The following is a 26,017-nucleotide window of genomic DNA, read 5'->3' as shown; positions in this document are numbered from 1 at the left end:
CTTTTCGGTGAATGAGAATAAATTGTTGTGAAAGTGTGATCAAGTAGGTGTTTTGAAGATTAAAAAAATCCATATCGTTATATGTCTAATGGATTTCACAGGAATATAATGCGGCTGGGAACTTAATTCCCAATCGCATTATATTTCATGGGGATGGAGGACTGCTATTTGTGAGATTAATACTTTTTGTGAGATTAATGCTTTGTTTCGGGTTGTGGTGTTGTTAACGTTTTTTTAGATATACCAAAATATTTTTCTATTGAATAAGCTAACACTTCTTGGCGTTTGGCTTCGGGAATAAGTAACATGGAGGAGTCCAATAAAAAACAAGTAATTAACTATAAATAGTGCTTTTGAGAAAATATCTTGTATATAGCGAGCGCTCATTTTAGATATTTTCTGTTGAGATGAAAGAAAATCACTATCAAAGCTAATTGAACGAGTAATTTGTATTACAACAGACTTGGAGTTTTTCTCACTTTTTCTTTTAGTGTGCATATAAATCTCCTTTTTATTCGTTCATATATTTTTTAACTTACACGAGTTTAGTCTAAACTTGGATGTTATACCATCGTAATATTATTTATAGTATGAAGTTATTTATATAAAATAATACAAATAAATAATTGTTTCATTTAAACTAATTTTAAAGCACTCTTTTATCCTCCAGTTACACTCCTTTCTCGCCAAACACTTGGTGAGCACCCCACCAACCGGTTAAAAAATCGGGTAAAGTAAGCCGGATCTTTAAACCCAAGCTGATATGCCACTTCAAATACGGGGCTGTCACTAAACAGCAATAACCGTTTTGCTTCTCGTAACAGTCGGTCAAAGATCAACTTTTTCGGTGGTCGATTGGCAAAACGTCGGCACATATCTTTCAGGCGTGATTCTGTAATATCCAATTTTTCCGCATATTTCGGCACAGGAAGATGCTGGTGATAATGTTGATCGACTAACTGGTGAAAGCGCTGGAATAGTTTTAATTCTCCTCTGACACCACCGGAACGGTGATCATCAAGGGGAATAGTGCGCAGCAGAAAGGTAAACAAAGATTGAGCCAGAAATGCCAGTGATTGTTCTCGTCCAGCAAATTGATTGGCAGATTCCCGCCCGATCAGTGCCCAATAATGGTTGAATGTTTCCAATTCATCGGATTTCTCTGCGACAGAAAGGCAGATGGCCGGAATATCAACCATTTCTCGATGAGTAGGATAAAGCGAACTGAGCAATGGGGTAATCAATTCCTGACGGACGGTCAGTACATAACCGTCAGTATCTTCCTGCGTAAAAAAGGCGTGGGGGACAGAAGGCGGGGTCAGGATAAACAACGGAGCTTGTACGGAATAGCGCTGTTCGTCCAATTGCAGTTCAATTCGCCCTGTTACCAGATAGTGCAGCTGAAAAAAACCATCATGGCGATGCGCCTGCATATCACGCCCGAAAAATGCCGCCATGCGACCAAAAGTTTGATAATGGATATCATCCGATCCCTGTGTTTCATCATAGTCCTTGCTGATATCAATATTGGTGATGATGGATTTAGCGTTATTACATGCAGGCATTGACTTTCCCTCTGGTATCTTATTGTTGGTTCAGGTATTTGGCGTATGAACATGTTGCTCGTTCTTTACGGGGTAACCTGTGACCGTAAGTGTTTCATCGGAATCAGAAAAACCATCAATGCCCCGATGATCAGTAATCCGGCTACGAAATAAAGCCCTGCGTTGAAATTACCTGTTTGATCTTTCAGCCAGCCGATCAGCAGAGGACTGACGGCTGATCCCACATTTCCAGTTGCATTGATCACGGCGATCCCGACGGCACGGGCGCGCAAGCTGAGCGATTGATCCGGTGTCGTCCAGAATACCGCCATCGCAGTAAACGATCCGGTGGAAGCCATAATGATCCCTAACAATTGCACCATGCTGTTATTGGTTAGTGAGGTTAAAATCCAGCCAGCGGCGGCAAACAGGTAAGGTAAGGCCGTGTGCATTTTGCGCTCTTGCAGGCGGTCTGAGCGACGGCTCCAGTAAATCATGCCCAAAATCGTGCAGAATTGTGGAATGGCAGTCAAAATACCAATGACAATATGGCTGCTGTTCTGATTGAAGCTCTGCATAATCTGTGGTGTCCAGATATTAATAGCGCTCAGAGTATTGGTCAGGCAGAAATAAGCGAAGGTGTACATTAATACCATTGGGGTAAAAACTTCGCGCCATAAGCTGGTTTGTTGTTGAATATGTTCATTGGGCTGCATCGTCGAAAGATTATCGTTTTCTATCATTTCTTGAAGACATCGTTTATCTTCACGAGTCAGCCACTTGGCCTTTTCCGGTGAATCATCCAGATAAAACCAGACAGCAAAACCAAGCAGAACAGAAGGGAAACCTTCCAGCAAAAATAACCACTGCCAGCCCCGCAGATTCCAGATGCCGTCCATTTCCAGAATATAACCGGAAATCAGTGAACCAAACGCCATCGTTACAGGCATGGCGATCATAAACAGTGCATTGGCACGCGCACGGTAATAAGCCGGAAACCAATAAGTCAGGTAAACTAAAATACCCGGCAAAAATCCCGCTTCTGCAATACCTACCAACATACGCAGGATATACAGGCTCGTAGGGCCAGTGGCAAACATGGTTGCAGTGGAAGCGATACCCCATAACACCATAATGCTAGCGATCCAGCGACGAGCACCCACAATGCTTAACATGACATTGCTGGGAATGCCGAAAATGACGTAAGTAGCGTAAAATAGCGTGGCGGCCAATCCAAACATTGTGGATGTTAAACCAAGATCTTTCCCCATCGTCAAACCCGCAAAACCAATATTGATGCGATCCAGAAAAGAGAAAACGAACAGGATAAAGAGAAAGAGGATCAAACGCCGGAATAATTTATTGATAACACTTTGCTGTTGGGACGTCAGTTTCTTATGTTGATGGGGCGGATTTTCTGGTTTTGGTATGGCGTCAGGTGAAGTGCTCATTGTTGTTTCCTTTTTTATTATTGTTATACCCCTTTATCTTTCTAATCCTTGTTTATTGCTTGCTTTTCCTTTAGGTGGGGATTTGAAATCCTTCAAATTCAATGGCAGATGTCACGATCAACATCAGCCATATTGGGAAATTAAATTAATAAGTGTTAGATGATGGTGTATTTTGCTCTCCCTTAATTTTGCCGAAACGTTTTGCCAAAGCGTTGGCTGCTCCGGTTAGCAAGATGGTATCAACTCCCACGGCAACAAACAGTGCGCCCAGATTGAGGTAATGTTCAGCGATATCAACATTGGTCATCAAAATGCCGGCGGCTTTGCCGGAAGATTGGATCTGAACAATGGCTTGTTCAATTGCCGCCTGGACTTCAGGATGCTGTGGGTTACTTATGTGTCCCATATCGGCGCTGAGATCTGCCGGGCCGATAAACACACCATCGACACCTTCGACTGCCGCTATCTCCGCTATGTTTTGCAGAGCTTCACGAGTTTCTACCTGTACCAGTACACACATTTCATCATTGGCACGGGATAGATAATCAGGGATGCGGTTCCAGCGGGAAGCTCGTGCCAGAGCACTCCCTACGCCACGAATACCCGCGGGAGGATAGCGGGTCGCCCTGACGGCTGCACGCGCTTGTTCCGCATTTTGAATCATCGGGAGTAACAAGGTTTGCGCGCCAATATCCAACAATTGTTTGATGATCACAGGATCATTCCAGGCAGGACGAATGACAGGTTGGCTTGGATAAGGGGCAATGCCCTGCAATTGTGCAAGCATGGTAGAAATATCATTGGGGGCATGTTCACCATCAATCAATAGCCAATCAAACCCTGCTCCTGCCAGTATTTCCGCACTATACCCACTGCTTAGTCCAAGCCATAACCCGATTTGTGGATGCCCTGCTTTCAGGGCATATTTAAATTTATTTGTTAGTTGATCCATGTGTTATCTCATTAGACCTTATATCTCAGAAGACGTTAAACAAGGCTTTAAACAAAGTGACAGCTAATTGAACCTAATACGCCATAATCCACATGAAAGGTGTCACCTTTGCGCGCGGGAATAGGGCGGGTAAAGGAACCGGCCAGAATAATCTGGCCCGCTTCAAGTTCGACACCATGCGGAGCCAGCTTATTGGCAAGCCATGCCACACCATTAGCAGGATGATTGAGAACTGCTGCTGCCACGCCGGATTCTTCAATCACCCCATTGCGGTAAAGCAGGGCACTGACCCAGCGCAGATCAAGTTCATTTGGCTTGATCGGTCGTCCTCCAATAATCACTCCACCGTTGGCGGCATTGTCAGAAATCGTATCGAATACTTTGCGCGGACGCTGAGTATCGGGATCAATGTTGTGGCAGCGGGCATCGATCAGCTCCAGTGCCGGAATGACATAATCTGTCGCGTTATAAACATCAAACAGCGTACAGTTTGGCCCACGCAGGGGCTTTGCCAGCACAAAGGCCAGCTCTACCTCAATGCGTGGCACAATAAAACGTTCGCAAGGAATGTTACTGCCGTCCTGAAAAAACATATCATCCAGCAAGGCACCATAATCCGGTTCATCAATCTGTGAACTGGCTTGCATGGCCTTGGATGTCAGACCGATCTTGTGTCCTTTCAGAATCCGGCCTTCCTTGATTTTCAAATCCACCCATTCACGTTGAATGGCGTAAGCATCCTCAATAGTTATCTCTGGATAATCCAGTGAGATTTGTCGGATTTGCTCACGGTTTTTCTCTGCCTGATGTAAACGGCGTGCCACTAGAGATACGACTTCTTGCTGTAGCATAGGTGTTAAGCTCCTTTAGCTTATAATCCACCAAAACAGAGGTATTTCACTTCCAGATAATCTTCGATACCGTAACGTGAACCTTCACGTCCCAGCCCCGATTGCTTAATACCGCCAAATGGCGCAATTTCGTTGGAGATCAAACCTTCATTGATGCCGACCATGCCACTTTCCAATGCTTCCGCTACCCGATAAATTCGGCCAATGTCGCGGGAATAGAAGTAAGCAGCCAGACCAAATTCAGTGTTATTGGCGATGCGGATGGCTTCATCCTCATCACAGAATTTGAACAGTGGTGCCAGAGGGCCGAAGGTTTCTTCATGGGCAACCTGCATAGATTCAGTAACATCCGCCAGTACCGTTGGTTCAAAGAACAGGCCACCCAAAGCATGGGGTTTACCACCAACCAGAATACGTGCGCCGTTGGAAACTGCATCACTGATGTGTGCTTGTACTTTTTCTACTGCTGCTTGATTAATCAGAGGGCCTTGTTGTGATGCAAGGTCAATGGCTGGCCCGACTTGAAGCTGTTTCACAGCTTGCGTCAGACGTTCGGCAAAAGCATCGTAAATGCCTTCCTGTACCAGAATGCGGTTGGCACAGACACAAGTTTGTCCGCTGTTACGGAATTTCGCTGCCATCGCACCTTTCACTGCGGCATCAAGATCGGCATCATCAAACACAATAAAAGGTGCGTTGCCACCCAGTTCGAGGGAGAGTTTTTTTACGGTATCGGTGCTTTGTGCCATCAATAACTTGCCAACACGGGTAGAGCCGGTGAACGAAAGTTTACGCACGATAGGGCTTGACGTCAGCACTTCACCAATCGCCTTGGCATCTATTCCTGTTACGATATTCAGTACGCCCGCCGGAATGCCTGCCTGTTCTGCCAATACAGCCAATGCCAGCGCAGAGAGTGGCGTTTCAGCCGCAGGTTTCAGAACTACTGTACAACCCGCAGCGAGTGCCGGGCCAACTTTACGGGTGATCATCGCATTGGGGAAATTCCACGGTGTAATGGCGGCAACAACGCCAATGGGCTGTTTAATAGTAGCGAGACGTTGACCCGGCATTGGGGAAGGAAAGGTTTCACCATAAATACGTTTGCCTTCTTCCGCGAACCATTCGATAAAACTGGCACCGTAAGCAATCTCCCCCATAGCTTCGGCATGGGGTTTACCCTGTTCTGTACTCAGTATTTCAGCCAGGGCAGTTTGGTTTTCCATCATCAGATGAAACCATTGCCTGAGCTTTTGGCTACGCTGTTTGGCAGTCAGTGACCGCCATGCAGGAAGGGCATTCTGAGCTGCTTCAATGGCACATTGTGTCTCTTTGTTTCCCATATTACTGACATTAGCAATCACTTCACCATTGGCAGGGTTGGTGACTTTAAAAGTCGCTTTATTGTCCGCATCAACCCATTGACCGTTGATATAAGCCTGTTGGCGCAGTAATGATGTATCCAAATTACTTGTCATGGTTTCCTCTTTAATTCAACAAAATATACCCGTCGTCTTTCAAGTTGCAGTTTTGTTGGCCGCATCTTGAAATCCACAGAGATAGAGATGAGCGGCCTTAATTATGTCACTTATTACCATCACGCTTTTGCTTGAAACAGGTTATGAACGTTGTTGGATTTATAATTCAGCACCGGGTCGAGTTCTTCCATAGTGAAAGAGAGGCCAAGATAGCGCCGTGCCATCAATTCGCTGAAATGCGCCTTGATTAAGCCAAACAACATTTCACCGACTTTTTGCCGATCTTCAAGGCTGCGTCCGGCACCAATTTTCAGTGTCATGTGAACGAAGGCATAATCTTGTTTACCATCCGCCATTTGCCACGTATCCAACCAAATGGCACGGCTGCGGATACCGCCCAGCGGAAAAATGCCCGTATCTGCCAGTGTTTGATTCACGTTGGCAAACAATTCCGGCAACTTGGCTTCTTCACGAATATTTTCAGTACACTCAGCGTAAAAATGTGGCACGGTTTTCTCCTGTCAGACTTCCGTTTTATTGATGGTTTTTTGATTAATAACTAATTCGGATTAACAATATAGTCCGGCAGTGGGAAAACTGCGTTAACTTGTCCTGTCCCGGAGCTGGCGAACAATTCCGTTAAAAACTCCACCTTGCCGTCATACTTGTCCCATCCGAGCAGGCCCAGCAGCATCACGGTATCGTGCATGTTGCCTTCTCCCCGGCAATATTGCGCATATTCCGGCAGCATTTTGCAGAACTCCTGAAACTTCCCTTCTTTCCAAAGTTGTACGACGCGGCGATCCATCTGTTCATCAAACTCGCGGGTATAGCTGTTCATGCCTTCTTCGGCTCGTTGATCTTCAATGAAACTGTGGGAGAGTGAACCGCTTGCCAGCACGGCAACTGTGCCATCGTATTTCTCAATCGCCCGTAAAATTGCCTCTCCCAGTTTGCGGCTGTCCTCAAACGCATGGACAGTACAAAAGGCAGAAATTGAAATCACCTTGAAATGGCGGTCGCTGTTCATATAACGCATTGGCACCAGCGTGCCATATTCCAGTTTCAAGCTTGGAATTTCGTGTGACTGAGCACGAACCCCCATTTGACGTGCTTCTTCCGCAATCACCCTGCCAAGTTCGGGGTTACCGTCATACTCGTAGGTCATATCGCGGATAAAATGTGGTAGCTCATTGCTGGTATAGATGCCGGAAAAATGATCGGCACAATTAATATGGTAGGCACTGTTAACCAGCCAATGGGTGTCGAACACGATAATTGTATCAACTCCCATTTCACGGCAGCGCCGGCTGATCTCTTTGTGTCCGTCAATGGCACCTTGCCGGCAACCGTGATGCTTGCCCGGTAATTCAGACAGGTACATTGAAGGTACATGTGTAATTTTCGCTGCTAACGCTAACTTTCCCATAAATCCTCACTTGGTATCAGAATGGCAATCCGTGGTTAACGCTGAGATTTATTACGTTCCTTATTGCTCAAATTTTTTTATTCGAGTCTTTTATTCAAACCTTTTATTCAAATCGTATGGCTCAAACGCCCCAACGAGGAATAGGATGCTCTCCCATTGAGATACAAACGTTCTTCACTTCGGCAAACACTTCAAAACTGTATTCCCCACCTTCACGCCCTACGCCGGAAGCTTTGATGCCACCAAATGGCTGGCGCAGATCGCGAACATTCTGAGAATTGACAAACACCATGCCAGCCTCAATGCCACGAGCCAGACGCAAAACTTTGCTGACATCTTGTGTCCAGATATAGGATGCAAGGCCATACTCCACATCATTGGCCATGCGCAGCCCATCCTCTTCGCTCTTGAACGGCAGCAAACAGGCTACAGGCCCGAAGATCTCTTCCTGTGCCACGCGCATGTGGTTATCTACATCTGCCAATACAGTCGGGCGCAGGAAGTTGCCATTTTTCAGATGAGCAGGTAAATCGGCCGGTTTATCGGGGCCTCCGGCTAGCAGTGTCGCGCCTTCTTCGATTCCCAGGCGGATATAATTGGAGACTTTTTCCCAGTGTTGCTGGCTTATCAGGCTGCCAACCTGAGTTTGCGGATCTTGGGGATCACCGACACGTAACCGATTAGCGCGTTCAGCAAAGCGTTTGACAAATTCAGGGTAGATACTTTCTTGGATGAAAATGCGGGAACCTGCTGTACAGCGTTCGCCATTGAGGGAGAAAATGGTGAACAGGGCGGCATCCAGCGCGCGTTCGATATCTGCATCTTCAAAGATGAGAACAGGAGATTTTCCGCCCAGCTCCATGGAATATTTTTTCAGTCCGGCATTTTGCATGATCAGGCGGCCCGTTGCTGTCCCACCAGTGAAGGAAACAGCGCGCACATCATGATGTTTTACCAGCGCATCGCCTGCGGTGTTACCGTAACCCTGTACCACATTCAGCACTCCGGCCGGAATTCCGGCTTCCAGCGCCAGCTCCCCTAAACGGTTGGCAGTCAATGGGGAAAGCTCGGACATCTTCAAAACAGCCGTATTTCCCAGTGCCAGACAAGGTGCGACTTTCCACGTTGCTGTCATGAAAGGCACATTCCACGGGGAAATCAATGCGCAAACACCAACAGGCTGGATTAACGTATAGTTGAGCATCTTGTCATCAACGGGATAGGTACGTCCGTTCATCTGCTGGCAAGTTTCAGCGAAAAAATTGAAATTCTGTGAAGCCCGTGGGATCAGGACATTTTGTGTTTGGTGGATGGGGAGCCCCGTATCCTTAGTTTCCATCGCAGAAATATCAGGAATATTTTGGTCGATTAATTCACCCAAACGGCACATCAAACGGGCGCGTTCTTTCATTGGGGTATTTGCCCATTTGGGGAAAGCCTCTTTGGCCGCTTCGACGGCGTGGGCGATCTCTTCCTGCCCACCCGATGCAACTTCAGCCAGCACCTCACCTGTAGCAGGATTGGTCGTTTCAAAATAGGTTTTGCTGCCGATATTCTTGCCGTTGATCCAATGGTTAATCATGGTCATAACAAATTCTCCTCATATTCTTGCTGGCTGACGATGTGATTCACCAGACGCCCAACACCTTCAACTTCCACAATGACTTCATCTCCCGGAACAACGTTGGACAGCCCTTTAGGCGTTCCTGTGGCGATCATGTCGCCCGGTTGCAATGTCATGAAATCGCTGAGATAGCTGATTAAGAAAGGAATGTCGAAGATTAAATCGGCTGTTGTACCTTGTTGGCGAAGCTCACCGTTCACCCATGTTTTCAAGGTCAGATTATGAGGATCGGCAATCTTCTGCTTATCTATGATCCAGGGACCGATTGGGGTAAGTGTATCGCGGCTTTTCACTCGCAGATTGGGGCGATAATAATTTTCCAGATAATCACGAATGGCGTAATCGTTACAAACGGTATAACCCGCAACGTAATTCATGGCTTCTTCTTTGGAAACTTTGTGGGCGGGTTTACCAATCACGACAACTAATTCTGCTTCATAATGCATGTATTCCACATTATCAGGACGCACAGAAACTTGACGGTGCCCTGTTAAGCTATTGGCTGCCTTAATGAATACCAAAGGTTCTTCCGGTGGCTTAAACTCCAGTTCTGTTGCATGGTCGGCATAATTCAGTCCCAATGCGAACAGAGTTCCATTGGCGGGAGGAAGCCACAAAACCTCGTCACCGCTTACCGTATTTCCATCCGGCAGAAGGATATTTTCCCGTTCGTCAATGTTGACATTTAGATATTGGTCTTGATAAAAAATTTTGGCGTATCTCATTCTTGACCTCCAGTCAATACAACCGAATTTTCCAAGTTAGGGAAGCCTTCGGCCCTGACTGTGACTTTGTCGGCAGGATGGAGAGTGACACGCTGGTGGGGAGTTCCCAATAGAATTGCATCACCCTCTTTTAAAGTGGCGAATTCGCTTAATGCTGCCAACAATTCTGGTGCTGAACGGACAAGATCTTGGGTAGACCAGCGATCGACTTCGTGTCCGTTAATCTCGGTCACGATATCGAGTGATTCCACTGAATGAGTCTTGGACATTTGACCCATCGGACAAAAACCGTCCCGACATTTTTCTTTAATGGCGGGACGATAAAATGAAGTTTCTGGTAGGCTAATTTCGTTTGCCAATGCATAACCTGCAATATATTGTTCTGCCTCCTGAACTGAAACTTTGTGTGCTGTTTTTCCTATCAACAGCGCCAAAGTTGCTCCACTTTGCACCGTTTCACCGATGGGATGAGGAATAATATCCCCTGAGTTAATGACGGTATTGCGGGGTTTTATAAACCAAATTGGCGTTTTTGGGGGGGAATTATAAGGTACTTGGTGAAATGTCTCATGCCAGAAACTGATTTGGCTACTATGGTTGAGGGCAACGGCAAAGACAGTGCCTTTCATTGACAGCTCCTTGAAACCTGAATGACGTATGGCAAGATGATTTATTAATAAGGCATGTGGTAATAATCTTCAATATGTTAGATAAATTGTTAATTTTAATTGTGATCTATGTAACAGTGCCTTGTGGGCGCTTGTTTTTTATACACCAAAATCCACTGTTATATTGTTGGTAAAGTCATTTGAGATCAAATCTAAGACAGTTCCTTGAAAACTAAATGACGTATGGCAAGGTGATTTATTGATATGCTGTGTTGACAATGTAATATTAAATATAGAGTATATAACATTAGTTATTCTATGTTATATGCTCTATATTCCAAATAAATTTGTTAATTTTAATCGTGATCTGTGCAACAATGCCTTATCTATGGATGTTTTTTACACATTAACATTTTCCGTTATATTACTGGTAGAGTCATTTGAGATCGAACCTAACTATTATTAGATTATCTTTTTTAAAATTTTAAGAGAGATTTTTATTTTATTGTTTATATTGAATTGTTTTTATGAGGGGGTATCGATAAGCATGATATAGTCTTTATTACTTTATGTATTCCATTGTATGAAATTTGAAATAACCGTGACGACTATAATTAAACGCATTATGCGCCAAGATTATAATTTATATGTAACTGATTTAACTGAAAAGAGTTTACTTTAATTATGAACCAATCTTTGACAATTTCATTACTTCAAGCTAAAGGCACAGCTATGTTTTTCTTTCGGCCTATATTGAAAGATTATAAGCTGACGGAACAGCAATGGCGCATTATATCAATACTGGCACATAGGCGTTCTGTTGATTTTCATGAGTTATCTCGCCACACTTATATTTTGCGTCCAAGCCTGACAGGTATTTTGACACGTATGGAGCGTGAAGGCCTTATCCACCGTATGAAGCCTTTAAACGATAAGCGCAAGCTGTATATTAGCCTGACTTCGAAGGGCCAGAAATACTATGATCAGGTAAAAGGGCCGATAGAAGAAAGCTATAAGGAGATTGAGATTGCCTTTTCTCCAGAAAAGTTAACTCAATTTTTAGGGTTATTGGATGAATTTAATTCTATCGGAAATCATTCTCCAGAAGATATGGATGAGGTATAAGATTAAAAATTTATGAATATAATAATCATTAGCACTTTATGAATGTAATAACGAATTATTTTTTTGGTTATTTTAAATGTAGTATAAAGCCGCAGTAGGTAAATTTCATAAAATTAATTAAAGAAAATTGAAGTTTCTATAAGGTATTGCGGCGTTTTTTTTAATAAAAATATAATTAAAAACAAAGCTGATTGAATCATTGCTGAAATGGAAATTGAGATAACTTTTGTATTTGAAACATAAAAAATTTTTTAAAATCATATAAAAATAGCACAAAGTAATAGCACTATAATGAAAACTTTCAAGTAAAGTTGGCTTTCTAAACCCAATGAATTTCAAGATGCGTCGCGGCGGCCAGGGAGTACAACCAACAAAGTGGCAATTTGAAAGACGAAGGGTATAAACCGTAACTTATTAATAAATCAGACCAGCAGAGTGACGGTTCCTCATCCAGCTTAATCACTGATATAAGGAAAGCCAACATGATGTTCAATGAAGTTAAAGTATCGAGTGTTTTGAAAGGTAAGCGAGTGGTGGTGACAGGCGGAGGGCGTGATTTTGGGCAGGCAGTTTCTGTTTGGTTGGCCCGTGAAGGCGCATATGTTGATCTCTGTGCCCGCCAATTAGCCAGCGTTGAAGCGACATGTGAAATTATCCGCAATGAAGGCGGCATAGCCCGAGGTTACCAGTGTGATATGAGTGATGCCCGATCTGTGAGTGATTTCGCCACTCAGTTGCTGCAAGACAATCAACCTATCGATATTCTGATTTTGAGTGCTGCCCAATGGTTGGAAGGGCATTTAGGAGAAGGTGATCGTGATGCTGATATCGTCAGTACAGTGAATTCAGGTATAACCGGTTCTATCCTGCTGACCAAGGCACTCTTGCCGAGCCTGCGCCAGTCAAAAGGTGCCGACATTGTTGCAATGGTATCAGTTTGTGGTATTCCTCAATTTACTGAATCCGTCGCTCATCCGGCATTCTTTGCAGCTAAACATGCCATGAGTGGCTTTAGCCAGAATTTAGCCCATCATTTAAGCAAAGAAAATATTCGCGTGACCGGGCTTTATCCACCTGACTTTGAACTTAATGGCTTTGATGAGGAGTTAGGTGATCATCAAATTGATCATAAAACAACAGGAAAGCAAATGCTTAACGGCCGTTCCGTATGGGAAACGCTACGGTTTGTGATCACCCAACCTCGCAGTTGCCATATCAACGCTGTTTATTTCCAAGGCCCGACTTTTCAGGATTTTGAATAGTGTAAAGCTGGCTAAGTTATTTTGAATTAGCCAGCTTAATCCAGTAATACTAATGCTGTTAAGAGTGCTTCATCATTTTTAACATTGTATTTAGAATGAGTAGAGAGAAATTCCCTAAATCCCATCACACGCTTGTAATCATGTAACTCTTTTTTGATACTTTTATCGCTGGCATATTCTGTTGGTTTATTGGCATCCCAGACAGCATTGGTTATGTCATTTTGTATCAGTATATTGTTTTTTATCTTTTCCTTTTTTCCAAGACATTAACCGAATCTGGACAATAATGTTTTTGAAGAATCTAGCGTAGGGCCTTTACGCTTAAATCCCATTTTATCTAGCTTTGATAAAGCGCTAGCCCTTGGTGCATCCAGATCATAGAGAATATCACCTTGCTTAAATTCATTGATGAGGAACGGTGTTGCTGTTTCTTGCTGTGAAGTAGGCTCCAGATTTTGATCAACAAGTTGAGTTCTTTTATACCCGCTTGGCACGCTCGATAGGCGTAATCAAGTTGAAAGGTTCGTTTAACGCTATTAAGAAGATGAAGGATATATATTTCCTAATCTGATTAGGAAATAATTAGGCGCAATTAATAGGACTCTTACCCTAAAAATTGCGCCTTTTTACTAAAGACTTACTAAAATTGACTTAATCAGCCAGTTCTAACACTCCCTCAATACGCTCAATAATCTGTGATTTCTGCTCGATAATATCGTGGTGATCGCAAAGCAGTGGAATGATAGACAGATGCTGGCAAGCTTGCCCGATATGGTTGTCATTGGCATACATTGCCTCGGCTGCCGATATCGTTCCGTGTTTATTTAACTGGGAATGAAATTTCGGTAGTCGGGTGGCTTTGAACAGGGTGACTTGGCTATGTTGCAAGCGTTGGGAAATGTCACTCTGGCAAATGCCATCATCCGCAGGGCCGGCTTCCAGTGCCCGTGCTGCGGCATCACCTTCAAGCCCCAACTCATGCAGTAACGTTTGCCGCCAGCTTGGGTGCATGGAGCTTAAGCTGACCCGATAGAAACTGTCCAGCAGATAGAGATGGATATCAGTAACCCCTTTGGCTTCCAGTTGGGCGGCAATTTCCAGCGCAATCAGTCCTCCCATTGACCAACCCAAAATATGCACAGGGCCTTGAGTCAATGGCTGATAGTGTTCCATTTGCTCCAGATAGAAGCGGGCAATGTCATGCAATGACGTGATTAACGGTCGGTGGTACAGATTGTAATTATCGACTCCCAGACAATGCAGTTGCCCTTCCAGTGTTTTGGCGATATCCAGATAAACTTCACATCCTGCCATCGCTGGATGGATCATCCACAAGGTTTCCTGAGCTGTTTTCTTGTTCAATGGCTGTATCAATTGGTATTCCAGACTGTCCAGAATGCCACAGATATTGCGTTGCTTGAACAATTCCATCACAGGGATCGACTGTCCCAGTATGGCGGACATCTGTTGGCAGACAGGAATTGCCAGAATAGAGGTGCCCCCACATTCAAAAAAGTCATCACTCACGCCAATATGATCCACCCCTAGTTTTTGCTGCCAGAGCTGGCAAAGTTGCTGTTCTTGCTCGGTTTGTGGTGCTTGATAGTGAAGCTGTTTTGGCGCGAAGTGATGGAGTGCCGACAGTTGCTTACGGTCGATCTTGCCACTGGCATTCAGCGGCAATTCCGGCATCTGCACCAATACAGCCGGCACCATATACGGTGGTAGTGTTTGGGCAAGGCGTTGGCGCAAGCCAGTTTCATCAAGCGGCACATCACTGACATAATACGCGGCCAGACTATCAGATGAACCACTCACTTTGACCAACGCACATTGGCGGATCTCCTCCACTTCCATCAGTGTGTTTTCAATCTCTCCCAGCTCAACCCGATAACCATTGATTTTAACCTGACTATCCATCCGGCCTAAGAATTCGATATTGCCATCTGGCAGCCAGCGGCCTAAATCGCCTGTGCGATACAGGCGTTCACCACTTATCGGGTGTTGGATGAAGCGTTCTTCTGTGCGAATCGGATCTTGGTAGTAACCTATCGCCAATCCGACTCCACTGATATACATTTCACCGATGGCATGGGCCGGTACAGGTTCCAGATCATTATCCAAGATCAGGAAGGCTTGATTGGCTAATGCTTTGCCATAAGGAATGCTCTGGTTATAGCTGGCACTTTGTGGCACTTCGAATAAAATCGACCAGACTGAGGCTTCGGTAACACCACCGCCGCTGAATATACGGCAGTTAGGAAGCCAATCGCGGCAACGTTGTACATGGTTTACAGGTATCCAATCACCGGATAACAACACTCTGTCCATTGCAACTAATGTTTCTACTTCTTGTAATGCTTCTACTTCTTGTAATGCTTCTACTTCCTGTAATGCTTCTACTTCCTGTAATGCTTCCACTTCTTGTAATAAAAGCTCGAACAACGCGGGAGCCGCATTCCAGATAGTAACGTTGTGTTCACGGATCAGGGACAATAAGGCGTCAGGTTGGTATCGTTGATCCTCAGTAGGAATAACCAATCTCCCACCCACACCTAAAACGCCGAAGATGTCATAAACGGACAGATCAAAGCATAGGGCATTGAGCGCCAGCAAAGTATCCCCCCGCACAACGTTGAGTTTACGGTTGATGTCTATCAAGGTGTTATTCGCGGTGTCATGCCGGATAGCAACACCTTTCGGTATTCCTGTCGATCCAGAAGTGAAAATCACATAAGCCAGACTGTCACAGTGAATAGGAACAGGAAGTGACATGGGCGCAGGTGCTGGCAGGAGCAATGCACATCCATCAGGAGTAATTTGGATGGTTTCACAGGTGTCTGTTGTCCATGATTTGCTGCTGATCATCAACTGGGTTCCAGTTTTTTCAATGATCTTCTGGCAACGCGAGTGAGGCCAGGATACATCCATCGGCACATAAGCCCGTCCCGTCAGGAGAATTGCCAGAACAGTGATGATTTGCGCCCGACCCTTGCTGACCTGAACCGCAATTAGTTCAGATTGGTTGCGAGGATGTTGATGAATTTGCGCCGCCAATCTTTGTGCAGACTGGAGCAATTGTGCGTAGCTGCATTGACCGATGGCATCAATTAACGCGATATCATTCGGGTGTTGCTCAGCCCAATCGAGGATTCCCTGATACAGCGGGTGGTGGTAGAGAGCTGGATCCTGCATTTCCATTGGCGGTTTCAATAATGCGATTCGCTCTTCCGGTGAGTACAGGCTGATGCTTTTCACCAATTGCTCAGGATGTGCCACCATCTGCATCAATATATTCTGTAAGTGTTTGATCATCCCATCAATGGTGTCTGGTGCAAACAGTGCGGTGGCATAGTTAATATTGCCAGACAGTGCTTCATCACCGTCTTCAAAATAGAAGCCGAGGTCAAATTTGGCAACATCATACAAATCCACCAGATTTTGCATAACGAAGGGGGCATTGTCATCAAGAACGTTCGCTTTTTGTTCCAGGGAAAAAGAGACCTGAAATAGCGGATGGCGTGACAAATCACGTTTCAAGTTCAGTGACTCAACCAGTTTCTCGAAAGGCATATCCTGATGCTGCTGGCTGGCGATAGTGTTGCCGAATACCTGCCGGATTTGCTCCGTCACACTCCAATCTGTCGTGATTTGATTACGCAGTACCAACATATTGACGAACATGCCAATCAGGGGTTCTAACTGTGGATGTGAGCGATTGGCAATCGGGTTGCCGACAATAATATCATGCTGACCGCAGTATCTGACCAACAGGAAATTAACCCCAGTCAACAACACCGCATGTAGGGTGACACCCAATTGGCGTGCCAATTGTCGCAGTTGATGACTCAAGTGTGGCGCGATGGAAAAAGTAACCGTGTGCCCACGGTGGTCAAAAATGTTAGGGCGTGGGTAGTCACAGGGTAGTTCCAATTGAGGGCAGTGCTGCAACTGTTGTAGCCAGAACTGTTTTAACGGTTCTAGTTTATCGCTGGACAGCAATTGCTGCTGCCAGGTGGCATAATCCATATATTGAATAGACAGCGGTGCTAATGCTGGTGGACGTTGGTTCAATTCTGCGATGTAAAATTCGGCCAGTTCCCTCAACAATACATTCAGCGACCAGCCGTCAAAGCTGATGTGGTGAATGTTGATCAGACAGAAATAGGAGATGTCCCCATCTGCCTCAATCCGTTGCAGTAGTTTGGCCCTAATGGGATACTCGCGGCGCAAATCAAAGGCCCGGAAAATTTCCTGATGCAAGAAATCGGACCATGCATCGGCCTGCACTTCCGCACGGGGAACCTGCAACGCTTCATCATGGGCTTGCAGGAAAAATGCCTCTTTATCCTCCTGCACTAAATCACTTTGCATTAAATCATCTTGCATTAAATCATCTTGCACTAAATCACCCTGCACAAAAGTACAGCGCAATACCTGATGACGGCAGACGACGGCTTGCAGGCTACGGATAAAACTCTCTATTTGGGTATCGGCCCGCAGACTGAATAGGAGCGGGATATGATAGACGTGACTTTCCTGCATCAGCGTTTCAACGAACCAGAGCCGCATTTGTGAAAAAGACAGGATGCTGCGCTGCAAATCCGCTTTTGGTATTTCGTCAAGCTGTTCAATGTGGCTTGAGTGGTTTGACAGGAAAGAGCACAGTGATCTGATGGTGGGGTGTCGATTCAATGCGGCTAATGGTATCTGACGTTGTAATGCCTGACTGAGACGGTTACTCAGCTGAATCGCCATGATGGAATTGCCACCCAGTTGGAAAAAGTTATCGTCTATACCGATCCGCTCAGATGGCAGTAATTCTGCCCAGATATCGCAACATTGCTGTTGCAACGGTGTTTCTGCGGGGGAATATCCCTGCTGTAAATCAGTAAAGGTCGGTGCAGGGAACTTGCGGCGATCCAGTTTGCCATTGATAGTCATGGGAATGAGAGGCAACGGAATCAAGGCACTGGGCTGCATATAGTTAGGTAACTTTTGTGCCAGAAATTTACGGATTTCCGCGGATTCTACGCCACTGGCTGAGGTGTAGTAACAAACGATTCGGGGGGACTCTTTACCATGAATGATTGCGACCGCCTGATCAACACCAGATACAGTGGCGAGTACACTTTCAATTTCCCCAAGCTCAATTCGATGCCCGCGAATTTTTACCTGACTGTCGTTACGACCGAGGTATTCCAATGAGCCTTCTTCCAGCCAGCGAACAACATCGCCAGTGCGATATAAGCGTGAATGATCTGTGTGTTGCTGGTAAGGATTGGCAATGAATTTTTCTTGGCTCAATGCGGGTTGATTCAGATAACCGCGCGACAATCCTATACCTGACAGGAATAACTCACCCGGTACGCCGACAGGCTGTGGTTGCAGATTGGTATCCAGCACATAGACGCCATCCTTAGCCAACGGCTTGCCAATATTGGTCGCACCATTGTAACGATAGGGGTTAGTGGTGGAACAAACACTGGCTTCGGTTGGGCCGTAACAGTTAAACACATTGCGTCCCTGATCAGCATAGTGATCCAGAACATCCTGAGACACCGCTTCGCCACCGACTAACAGCCATTGCAGACTATCCGGCAATGTTGGTTTGAGTTTGAGTAAAGGGGGTGGCAGCATCGCGTAATTCACTTGCCTCTTTTGCAACATCGTTTGCAGTTCCTGCAAATCATAACGCTGTGTGTCAGATGCCACGACCAGAGTGTGACCGCCGACAAATGCCGGGAAACTCTCCATCAAGTGGGCATCAAATACAAGGGAAGAAAATTGCAGGAAGCGAAGGCCCGGTTGCGCCGATCCCAATCCTATTCTGGATAGCAGACTGCGTGCCATGTTTGCAGGGCCGCGGTGCTCTATCAGTGTTCCCTTCGGTTTTCCGGTTGTGCCAGAGGTGTAAATCACATAAGCCAATTGTTCTGGTTCAACCTGTGGTAGAAACGACGGTATATTGTCAGTATTTTCTGTATCGGCCAATTCGCTCAGGTAAAGCTGTTGCAGGTTAGGGCGTTCAAATAAAGATGCCAGATCCGGCTCAGTCAGTACCAATCGCATTTTGCTGTCTTGTAAGATGTAATCCAGCCGTTCTGTTGGTGATTTGGGATCCATCGGTACATATGCCGCACCGGCTTTTAGAATGGTCAATAAAGCGACAATCATATCAATGCTGCGCTTGCAGCACAGGCCAATCAGTTCCCCGGAAGCCAGTTCACGCTGGAAACGCTGGCGGTATATAGCACGAAGCTGAGCCGCATAACGTGATGAAATATCGTCCAACTCTTGATAGCTCAACGTCCGTTGGTCATCCATTAATGCGGGATGATGTGGTGTCAGTCGTGTTTGTTTTTCCAGTAAGCCATGCAGGGTACTGGGTTCCCATGTTTCTGATTCTGGTGCAACAAAAGCCCACTCTTCTAAGAGTTGTCTGCGCTTGTTGTCACTCAGTGCCGATAACTGTTGGTGCGGATAATGGAGATGAGAAGGCAGGCGAGCCAGCAATACGCTTAACATTTCCAAAATAGCATTGGCCCGTTCTGCATTCAGGCAACTGGGTTTGTAAGCCAGAGAAAACTTCAGGCCTTGTTCTACATCACCTTCTGCAATCAGGTTTAGTGGGTAGTCAGTCTCGCCCTTGGCAGTCCTTACACTGGCCTGCATGGTATCCAATTCTGTTGTGGGATAGTTTTCATAAACAAAGAGTGTCTGGAACAGTTTTTCACCACTGAATGGCAATTCTGCCAGAGGCTGGTAACTGTATGCATCCAAATCAATCATGCGCTGATGAAGGGTACGAAGCTGTTGCAGGCAAGTCAGTTGTGGCTCCCAATCCATCGCCAAGGGTAATGTATTGATAAATAGGCCGACGCTATTTTCTATTCCTGCGACAGGATGATTTCGGCCAGACAAGGTAATGCCAATAATAGTTTGAGTTTGTTGGCTAAACAGGTGCAGTAATTTGTGCCAAGCGAACTGCAACATGACATTGAGTGTCAGGCCATGATTGCGGGCGGTTTCCTGCAAAGAGAGGGCAACGGCATGGGGTAATGTGTGATACGCTGTAGCTTGGGCTTCTGATGTGCCAGTATCAGGGGCATTCAACAACAGGGAAATATCGGTACTCTCCCAATGCTGGGTAGTGTATTGCTGCCAGTGATTCCGGCACTCTTCCGCTTGACTGGCGTAATAACGCTGTGTAGCCAGATAGGCTGTATCAATGTGGATATCTGGAGACTGACCTGCTTGCAGTTGTTGATAAGTATGGTGAACGTATTCCAGCAAGATCTGATTACTCCAGCCATCAATAATAATATGGTGACTGGTATGAATCAGGCTGTATCGGTCTGCTGCCAGCTTAACCAGACAAACGCGCATCAGCTCTGGTTGATGCAGGTCGAATGGCTGACTGTTTTGTTGTTGGCTAAGTTCAACCAATGCTTGTTCTGGTGTGGCGTGAGTACTCAGATCATGGTATTGCCAGGACAATTCAGCATGCTGGAACACAATTTGCTGAGGCTGATCCTGCCAGTCAAAACCCGTGCGCAATATAGGATACTTTTGTTGTGCACATAGCCAAGCTTTGCGGTAATGGCGGGGTTCGATAGGTTGTGTGTAATCCAGGATAAACTGAAAGTGATAGGTTGAATTATGTGGATGGCTCAGGTGATGATGGATGAACCCCTGTTGCAGACTGTTGGCCGCATAGACCCAAACCGGCTCCAACCCTGCCGGCAGCCGCGCCAGTAAAGCCGGATCAATCCCATGGTCCGTTTCTTTCAGGATAATATCGGAAGAAGAGGTGACATTATCGATTAATCGCATCAACTCAGTCTGGAAGTGGTGATCCAAATGGACAAGCTGTGTCTGGCTCAGTAAACCATCCCAGCGATAATGCAGCGCTTGACCGATAAACCAGACATTAAGGGTAAGCAAATCAGTATCACCATTATTATTTGGATGAATCGTCTGACCAGCCGTTTCAGCCGTGATTTGCCAATCACTTTCATTTGTCTGTAACTGTCCCAAATAATTGAATACGACTGCCGGATAAGGCAAGGATAATCCGCTGCGCAGAGTACCGTATGAAATACCTGAATCCGGTACGTTGGCGAGGGTAGCCTGAACTTGTGGCAAAGAAATCTTTTTTTCACCATTTGTTTTTTCACCATTTGCTTTTTCACTACCGACAGAAAAATGCAGGGGATACAGTGCAGTAAACCAGCCAACAGTACGGCCAACATCCAATTGTACTGATGGGAGTTGGCGACCATGTCCTTCCAGTAGCAGCGTGTGGTTTGATATCCCGCTGACATGGCTCAGAGTATGCAGCAGCGCAGTCAGTAATACCTCATTGGGGCTATGTTTGATGGAACTGTGTTTATCGGAACCGCGTTTGTCGGTGCCACTGGTTACATTCAGCAGACGGGTACTGGCTGCGGATGGCAAAGTTTGCCACAAATATTGTCGCGTCTCGCAGGTATCCAGCAGCAGCCGATAATCATATTGCGATACACATTGTTGTTGCCAGAATTCATGTCGAGACTCAAAGTGAGGAATTTGTTCCGTCAGGGCCGTTTGCCATTGCCGATAGCTGGCTGTCTTAGGGCCGAGAATTTTACTATGATCGAAAGCTTCGCTATGATCGAAAGCTTCACCATGATAAAGCTGTTTCAAATCATCCAGCAGAATACGCCATGAGACGGCATCAACAATCAGGTGATGCAGGGCACAATAAATACGTGCTGAACCATCTGGATAGCCATCAATATAAGCAAAACGCCACAATGGACCATTGGCGATATCGAAATCACTTTGCCAGGAATCCAGACGATGATTGAACTCGCTCTCGCTCAATTGATCATAATGACAAATTTTTAATGCTGTTGGTGGCACCTGTGTAATATCCAGATAACATTGGCGTTCAACAGAGAGAAAGCGAGTCCGTAGCATATCGTGTCGTTCTGCCAATGCCTGAATTGCGGTTTCTAATTTCTGTGGCAGCAAAGGCGGAACCCGAATCAAGAAAGCCTGATTCCAATGGTTAGATTGAGTGAATTCCTGTTCAAAGAACCAATGTTGAATAGGATGCAGAGGAAAATCCCCCTGTAATATTCCCTGTTCGGCAGGCTGTATCTGAGTTTCGGTTGTCTCTGCCAACTGTGTTGCCAGTTTGGCAATGGTACGGCATTGATGTAATAGCTTGGTGCTGCATGGCAACTGCTGGCGGCGCATTTCTGAAATTAGGCGGATGACGGAAATAGAGTCCCCTCCCAGATGGAAAAAGTCATCATCAATGCCAACTTCATCCTGCCCCAGAATATGCTGCCAGATAGTTTGTAGCTTGTGCTCCAGTTCCGTGTTTGCAGCACGATAAAAGTGGTGGCTCTGTTTGAAATCAGGTTCTGGTAACGCCGCTGTATCCAACTTGCCATTGATGGTCATTGGCAGGGTTTCCAACTGCACGAATGCAGAGGGCATCATGTAATCCGGCAGGGAAAGCTGTAATGTGCGACGGAGATTATCTTCGCTCAGGGTGATGTCTGACACATAGTAGATCACGATTTGTGAGTGATTCTTTTGACCACGCACTTGCACAGTACATTGACTCAGCCCCGATGCCGCAATAAACGCCTGTTCGATTTCAGTCAACTCAACCCGATGACCGCGGATTTTTACCTGAAAATCTTTGCGTCCCAGATATTCCAGTTCTCCACTCGGTAACCAACGTGCCTGATCACCGGTGCGGTAGAGTCGTTGATCATCGGCATGCTGGGTAAACGGATTGGCGATGAAGGCTTTTGCCGTTAACTCAGGTTGTCCCAGATATTCTCTGGCTAACACTGTGCCGGAAAGATACAGTTCGCCACCTACTCCCATCGGTACTAATTGCAACTGTTCATCCAACACATAGGCATGAACACCCAGAAGCAGTTGCCCAATATTGCGCTCGTTACCTCCACACTCTCGATAATGATGCATGGCAACACACACACTGGCTTCAGTCGGCCCATAAGCATTGAACACCCGCCGCCCCTGCATTGCATAGTGATCCAAAATGGCTTGTGGAGTTGATTCGCCGCCGACCAGAATGGTTTGTAACTTTACAGGCAATTCTGGTTTTGTTTTCAGTAGAGTCGGTGGAAAAATAGCGCCTTCAACCTGATATTGTTCGATTAATTTTATCAATAGGTCGAGATCATGACGTTCTTCTTCTGAAGCAATTACCAAAGTATGACCAAAACACAAAGTGATGAACGTTTCGAACACATGAGCATCAAATGCCACGGAAGCGAACTGCAACCAACATTGAGGCATTCCAAGATCTTTGTTGAGAACAGCATATTGACCAGCAAGCATAGTCAAAACACCGCGATGTTCTAACAAGGTTCCTTTTGGACGGCCAGTTGTTCCAGAAGTATAAATACAATAGGCCAACGAACGTGACCCTGCGGCAGATTCAGGAGCATAGTCTGGTTGGTTATGATAATTATCCTTGGGATTGTCTAATGACAGTAGAGCCAAATCCTGCCCATGGTCGTTCAATTTGGTTTGATGCGCCAGTTGTGTAATTACCAACCGAGATTGACTGTCTGCCAGAATATAGGCCAATCGTTGGGACGGTATTTGTGGATCAAGAGGCAGATAGGCCGCGCCTGCCTTTATTATCGCCAGCATGGCGATCACCATATCAACCCCGCGGTTCAGGCAAATAGGCAGTAAGGTATCAGGGGACAATGATTGCCCTGTTGCCTGTTGATAGCGTTCTTGTATCAGGTGGGCTAATTGGTTGCTGCGTTGTTCCAGTTCCGCATAACTCAATTGTTGCTGATTATCAATCAAGGCAACGCGTTGCGGATATCGTTTCGCCTGCTGCTGAAAACTTTCATGAAGAGTTTTTGCGTGGATATCTATCTGTTTCCCTTGATTCCCGAATTCCAATAATGCTCTGCTTTGATTAGGGGGCAGAAAAGGAAATTGTTGCAGTGGTGTTTCAGGATGCGTCAGGGCATTCACCAGCAATTGCTGGAACTGTTCCCCCAATACTGCGATTTGGGTTGGGTGAAAACGGTCGGGCAGATAGCGAATGCGGAAAGACCATTGATCATCTTGTTGTTGATATTCCAACACTAATTCTGAATTAGCCAGATCATTGTTGAAACGGTGATTGTAATGAACTTCGCAACCCTCCAGCTCCAGACAAATATCTTTGAGATGGGCTTGAGATAGCGTCACATTCAACTGACAAACAGGGGTAGAGCGGAGAACTTGAAAAATCGGCCAGGATGAGAAACGCAGGCCAGGAGCTGCTTTCAGCGATGAAGTATAATTTAGTGTTTGCTGATAGAGCGAAGCAAAACTGGCGGTGTCATCCAACCGGAGGGGGAAGATGGCGGTATTTATTTGCGCGCCCAGTGAGAGAGATTCACTGCCTGTCAGCGCAAGGGGATAACTGATATGCGCTTTCTTATCAGGGGAATATTGCGCAATCAATGCTGCCCACAATGTTTTGAATATAAGGAAGGGGATGCCGTGCCGCAGAGAGCGCTTGAGCTGTTGCCACTCATTCAACGGCAGGTTGAAACGAAATTCTCCGGTCAACTCCTGCTCATCATCTGTTTTTACTGATGGTTTTGTTTTTATTGATAAATAGGGCAAGGAGTTGTTGGCATGCATACCATCCAGACAGGTTTTCCAGAATTGTTCGGGATGATGTTCCTCCAATATTTCTACTTGTCTGTGATATTGCGCGAACTTTTCTGCAATTTGCTCTTGCGTCAGCGGGGAATGACGCAGTGGCCGCTGATTATAGAGATCGGATATAGCGTGATAAAACTCTTCTGTGCTCTCACCATCCACCACTATATGGTGCAATACCATAACCAGTTGAAATTGCTGTGTTGCCTGCTGAAATAATCCGAACCGGATGAGTGGCCCTTGTTTTAAATCAAATGGCAATAAGGTGAATTTTCGAATATTTTCTTCACTATCAAAAATTATTAGAGGGTTTTCGTAATTAGGGCAGGGTTTCCAATATAATTCACCACTTTCTTCCTCCAGCCGAGATTTCAATAGAGGATATTGATTTACCAATTCCTGTAACGACCGACTTAATCTATTTGTATCCAAATCTCCATGAATGGTTTGGTCAATAACCATATTGTACTTAAATGAATCAGGATCGAGAGTCCATTCATTCCAAAACAAATAGGTAAATGGAGAGGCCAAAATGTTATCCATACGAATATTTCCTTCGGATCTAGGGTTAAATAAAAATGTGCTTCTCTGAGCAAAAATCAGGCGAGCGTTTTTTGAATCAATCCTGGTGACACATTGGAAAAGAAATACCTTATCTAGCCTTTATGCCTGGATTGACTGGCTAGCGAATATTGTTATTTATTGTTGTTATCGATATTTTTAATTGAGTAATTATTCTGTTTTTGAAACACATGCATCCCATTGTTATTTGGGAGTAAGTCTCTTTTTCTCTTTGTTTTTTATATGGATTTTCTATATTTCGGCTGCGTCTGCTTCAATATTTTTCGAGTTTACTTGGCATAGAAATATTTTGGCATCGTGATATATATCTTTAAATTTTTTCTGAATTGCAGGCAGCTATTGAACTCATGAAGAAACGATTATTTCTGCTAGCAACATTTGGTTAAAATTAAAATGATATTTATCAATGTTTAGTGCTTTAATTTTACGAAGTGCTTTAATTTCACGATTTTGATTATCCTACGTTGCGGAGTGAATGCCGGAAAAGAGAAATAAAAATTAGTTACCAATAATTATCTTAATTGGTAGTTATTATTCTCTGTGAAACAGTTTGTCTTTAAAAGATACTTTCACGCTAAAATTAAATAAATATCATTTTAAATAATACGAGAATCATAAAATATTTAAATATATAGATAATTTTATAATATATATTGATAATAAAAAATTGATGGGAT

At 45.1% G+C, this 26,017-nt stretch carries 14 protein-coding genes; 2 read left to right on the top strand and 12 right to left on the bottom strand.

Annotated elements, in window-relative coordinates:
- Window positions 1-659: 659 nt before the first annotated feature.
- From hpaA to PSI14_RS07405, 10 genes are all read right to left on the bottom strand, one after another.
- Window positions 660-1,565 carry a 4-hydroxyphenylacetate catabolism regulatory protein HpaA gene (gene hpaA, locus PSI14_RS07450; protein WP_273575311.1) on the bottom strand — a complete coding sequence of 302 codons (906 nt, stop codon included), beginning with the start codon at window positions 1,563-1,565 and terminating at the stop codon, window positions 660-662.
- Between the two features lie 65 nt (window positions 1,566-1,630).
- On the bottom strand, window positions 1,631-2,995 hold the full coding sequence (hpaX, locus tag PSI14_RS07445) for a 4-hydroxyphenylacetate permease (protein WP_273575309.1): 1,365 nt from the start codon (window positions 2,993-2,995) through the stop codon (window positions 1,631-1,633).
- 145 nt (window positions 2,996-3,140) lie between these two features.
- Window positions 3,141-3,947, bottom strand: coding sequence for a 4-hydroxy-2-oxoheptanedioate aldolase (gene hpaI, locus PSI14_RS07440; RefSeq protein ID WP_273575308.1), 807 nt, complete (start codon window positions 3,945-3,947; stop codon window positions 3,141-3,143).
- A 47-nt stretch (window positions 3,948-3,994) separates the two neighbouring features.
- Window positions 3,995-4,798, bottom strand: a complete 804-nt coding sequence (hpaH, locus tag PSI14_RS07435; RefSeq protein ID WP_273575307.1) for a 2-oxo-hept-4-ene-1,7-dioate hydratase — start codon at window positions 4,796-4,798, stop codon at window positions 3,995-3,997.
- A gap of 20 nt (window positions 4,799-4,818) precedes the next feature.
- On the bottom strand, window positions 4,819-6,276 hold the full coding sequence (locus tag PSI14_RS07430) for an NAD-dependent succinate-semialdehyde dehydrogenase (protein WP_273575306.1): 1,458 nt from the start codon (window positions 6,274-6,276) through the stop codon (window positions 4,819-4,821).
- Between the two features lie 119 nt (window positions 6,277-6,395).
- Entirely contained in the window at window positions 6,396-6,785 is a 390-nt protein-coding gene (locus PSI14_RS07425) for a 5-carboxymethyl-2-hydroxymuconate Delta-isomerase (protein ID WP_273575305.1), read from the bottom strand.
- Between the two features lie 50 nt (window positions 6,786-6,835).
- On the bottom strand, window positions 6,836-7,705 hold the full coding sequence (gene hpaD, locus PSI14_RS07420) for a 3,4-dihydroxyphenylacetate 2,3-dioxygenase (RefSeq protein WP_273575304.1): 870 nt from the start codon (window positions 7,703-7,705) through the stop codon (window positions 6,836-6,838).
- 121 nt (window positions 7,706-7,826) lie between these two features.
- Window positions 7,827-9,293 carry a 5-carboxymethyl-2-hydroxymuconate semialdehyde dehydrogenase gene (gene hpaE / locus PSI14_RS07415; protein WP_273575303.1) on the bottom strand — a complete coding sequence of 489 codons (1,467 nt, stop codon included), beginning with the start codon at window positions 9,291-9,293 and terminating at the stop codon, window positions 7,827-7,829.
- Complete coding sequence (locus tag PSI14_RS07410) at window positions 9,290-10,054, bottom strand: fumarylacetoacetate hydrolase family protein (protein ID WP_273575302.1); 765 nt, start codon at window positions 10,052-10,054, stop codon at window positions 9,290-9,292. The genes hpaE and PSI14_RS07410 overlap by 4 nt, the downstream gene beginning before the upstream one ends.
- Window positions 10,051-10,683 carry a fumarylacetoacetate hydrolase family protein gene (locus PSI14_RS07405; RefSeq protein WP_273575301.1) on the bottom strand — a complete coding sequence of 211 codons (633 nt, stop codon included), beginning with the start codon at window positions 10,681-10,683 and terminating at the stop codon, window positions 10,051-10,053. Before PSI14_RS07405 ends, PSI14_RS07410 begins: the two co-directional genes overlap by 4 nt.
- Before the next feature lie 663 nt (window positions 10,684-11,346).
- Here PSI14_RS07405 and hpaR point away from each other — a divergent pair.
- Together hpaR and PSI14_RS07395 are read left to right on the top strand one after the other, a co-directional pair.
- Entirely contained in the window at window positions 11,347-11,787 is a 441-nt protein-coding gene (gene hpaR / locus PSI14_RS07400; protein ID WP_273575300.1) for a homoprotocatechuate degradation operon regulator HpaR, read from the top strand.
- Between the two features lie 482 nt (window positions 11,788-12,269).
- Window positions 12,270-13,049 (top strand): SDR family oxidoreductase, encoded by a 780-nt coding sequence (locus PSI14_RS07395; RefSeq protein ID WP_273575299.1) that lies wholly within the window; start codon window positions 12,270-12,272, stop codon window positions 13,047-13,049.
- 266 nt (window positions 13,050-13,315) lie between these two features.
- Here the strand turns inward: PSI14_RS07395 and PSI14_RS07390 are convergent, their stop codons facing one another.
- Together PSI14_RS07390 and PSI14_RS07385 are read right to left on the bottom strand one after the other, a co-directional pair.
- Complete coding sequence (locus PSI14_RS07390; RefSeq protein ID WP_273575297.1) at window positions 13,316-13,543, bottom strand: hypothetical protein; 228 nt, start codon at window positions 13,541-13,543, stop codon at window positions 13,316-13,318.
- 157 nt (window positions 13,544-13,700) lie between these two features.
- The gene (locus tag PSI14_RS07385) at window positions 13,701-25,301 is read right to left on the bottom strand and encodes a non-ribosomal peptide synthetase (RefSeq protein ID WP_273575296.1); all 11,601 of its coding nucleotides are present in this window, start codon (window positions 25,299-25,301) and stop codon (window positions 13,701-13,703) included.
- Between the last annotated feature and the right edge of the window lie 716 nt (window positions 25,302-26,017).

The sequence above is a fragment of the Xenorhabdus anantnagensis genome, from assembly GCF_028598555.1.
Classification (GTDB): domain Bacteria; phylum Pseudomonadota; class Gammaproteobacteria; order Enterobacterales; family Enterobacteriaceae; genus Xenorhabdus; species Xenorhabdus anantnagensis.
This window is presented reverse-complemented; position numbering and strand designations above follow the sequence as displayed.

Excerpts from the sequence above, each read along its gene's own strand:
- PSI14_RS07410 (WP_273575302.1), bottom strand. The coding sequence starts at position 10,054 with ATGAGATACGCCAAAATTTTTTATCAAGACCAATATCTAAATGTCAAC.
- PSI14_RS07430 (WP_273575306.1), bottom strand. The coding sequence starts at position 6,276 with ATGACAAGTAATTTGGATACATCATTACTGCGCCAACAGGCTTATATC.
- hpaD (WP_273575304.1), bottom strand. The coding sequence starts at position 7,705 with ATGGGAAAGTTAGCGTTAGCAGCGAAAATTACACATGTACCTTCAATG.
- PSI14_RS07405 (WP_273575301.1), bottom strand. The coding sequence starts at position 10,683 with ATGAAAGGCACTGTCTTTGCCGTTGCCCTCAACCATAGTAGCCAAATC.
- hpaR (WP_273575300.1), top strand. The coding sequence starts at position 11,347 with ATGAACCAATCTTTGACAATTTCATTACTTCAAGCTAAAGGCACAGCT.
- hpaX (WP_273575309.1), bottom strand. The coding sequence starts at position 2,995 with ATGAGCACTTCACCTGACGCCATACCAAAACCAGAAAATCCGCCCCAT.
- hpaI (WP_273575308.1), bottom strand. The coding sequence starts at position 3,947 with ATGGATCAACTAACAAATAAATTTAAATATGCCCTGAAAGCAGGGCAT.
- hpaE (WP_273575303.1), bottom strand. The coding sequence starts at position 9,293 with ATGACCATGATTAACCATTGGATCAACGGCAAGAATATCGGCAGCAAA.
- hpaH (WP_273575307.1), bottom strand. The coding sequence starts at position 4,798 with ATGCTACAGCAAGAAGTCGTATCTCTAGTGGCACGCCGTTTACATCAG.
- hpaA (WP_273575311.1), bottom strand. The coding sequence starts at position 1,565 with ATGCCTGCATGTAATAACGCTAAATCCATCATCACCAATATTGATATC.
- PSI14_RS07395 (WP_273575299.1), top strand. The coding sequence starts at position 12,270 with ATGATGTTCAATGAAGTTAAAGTATCGAGTGTTTTGAAAGGTAAGCGA.
- PSI14_RS07385 (WP_273575296.1), bottom strand. The coding sequence starts at position 25,301 with ATGGATAACATTTTGGCCTCTCCATTTACCTATTTGTTTTGGAATGAA.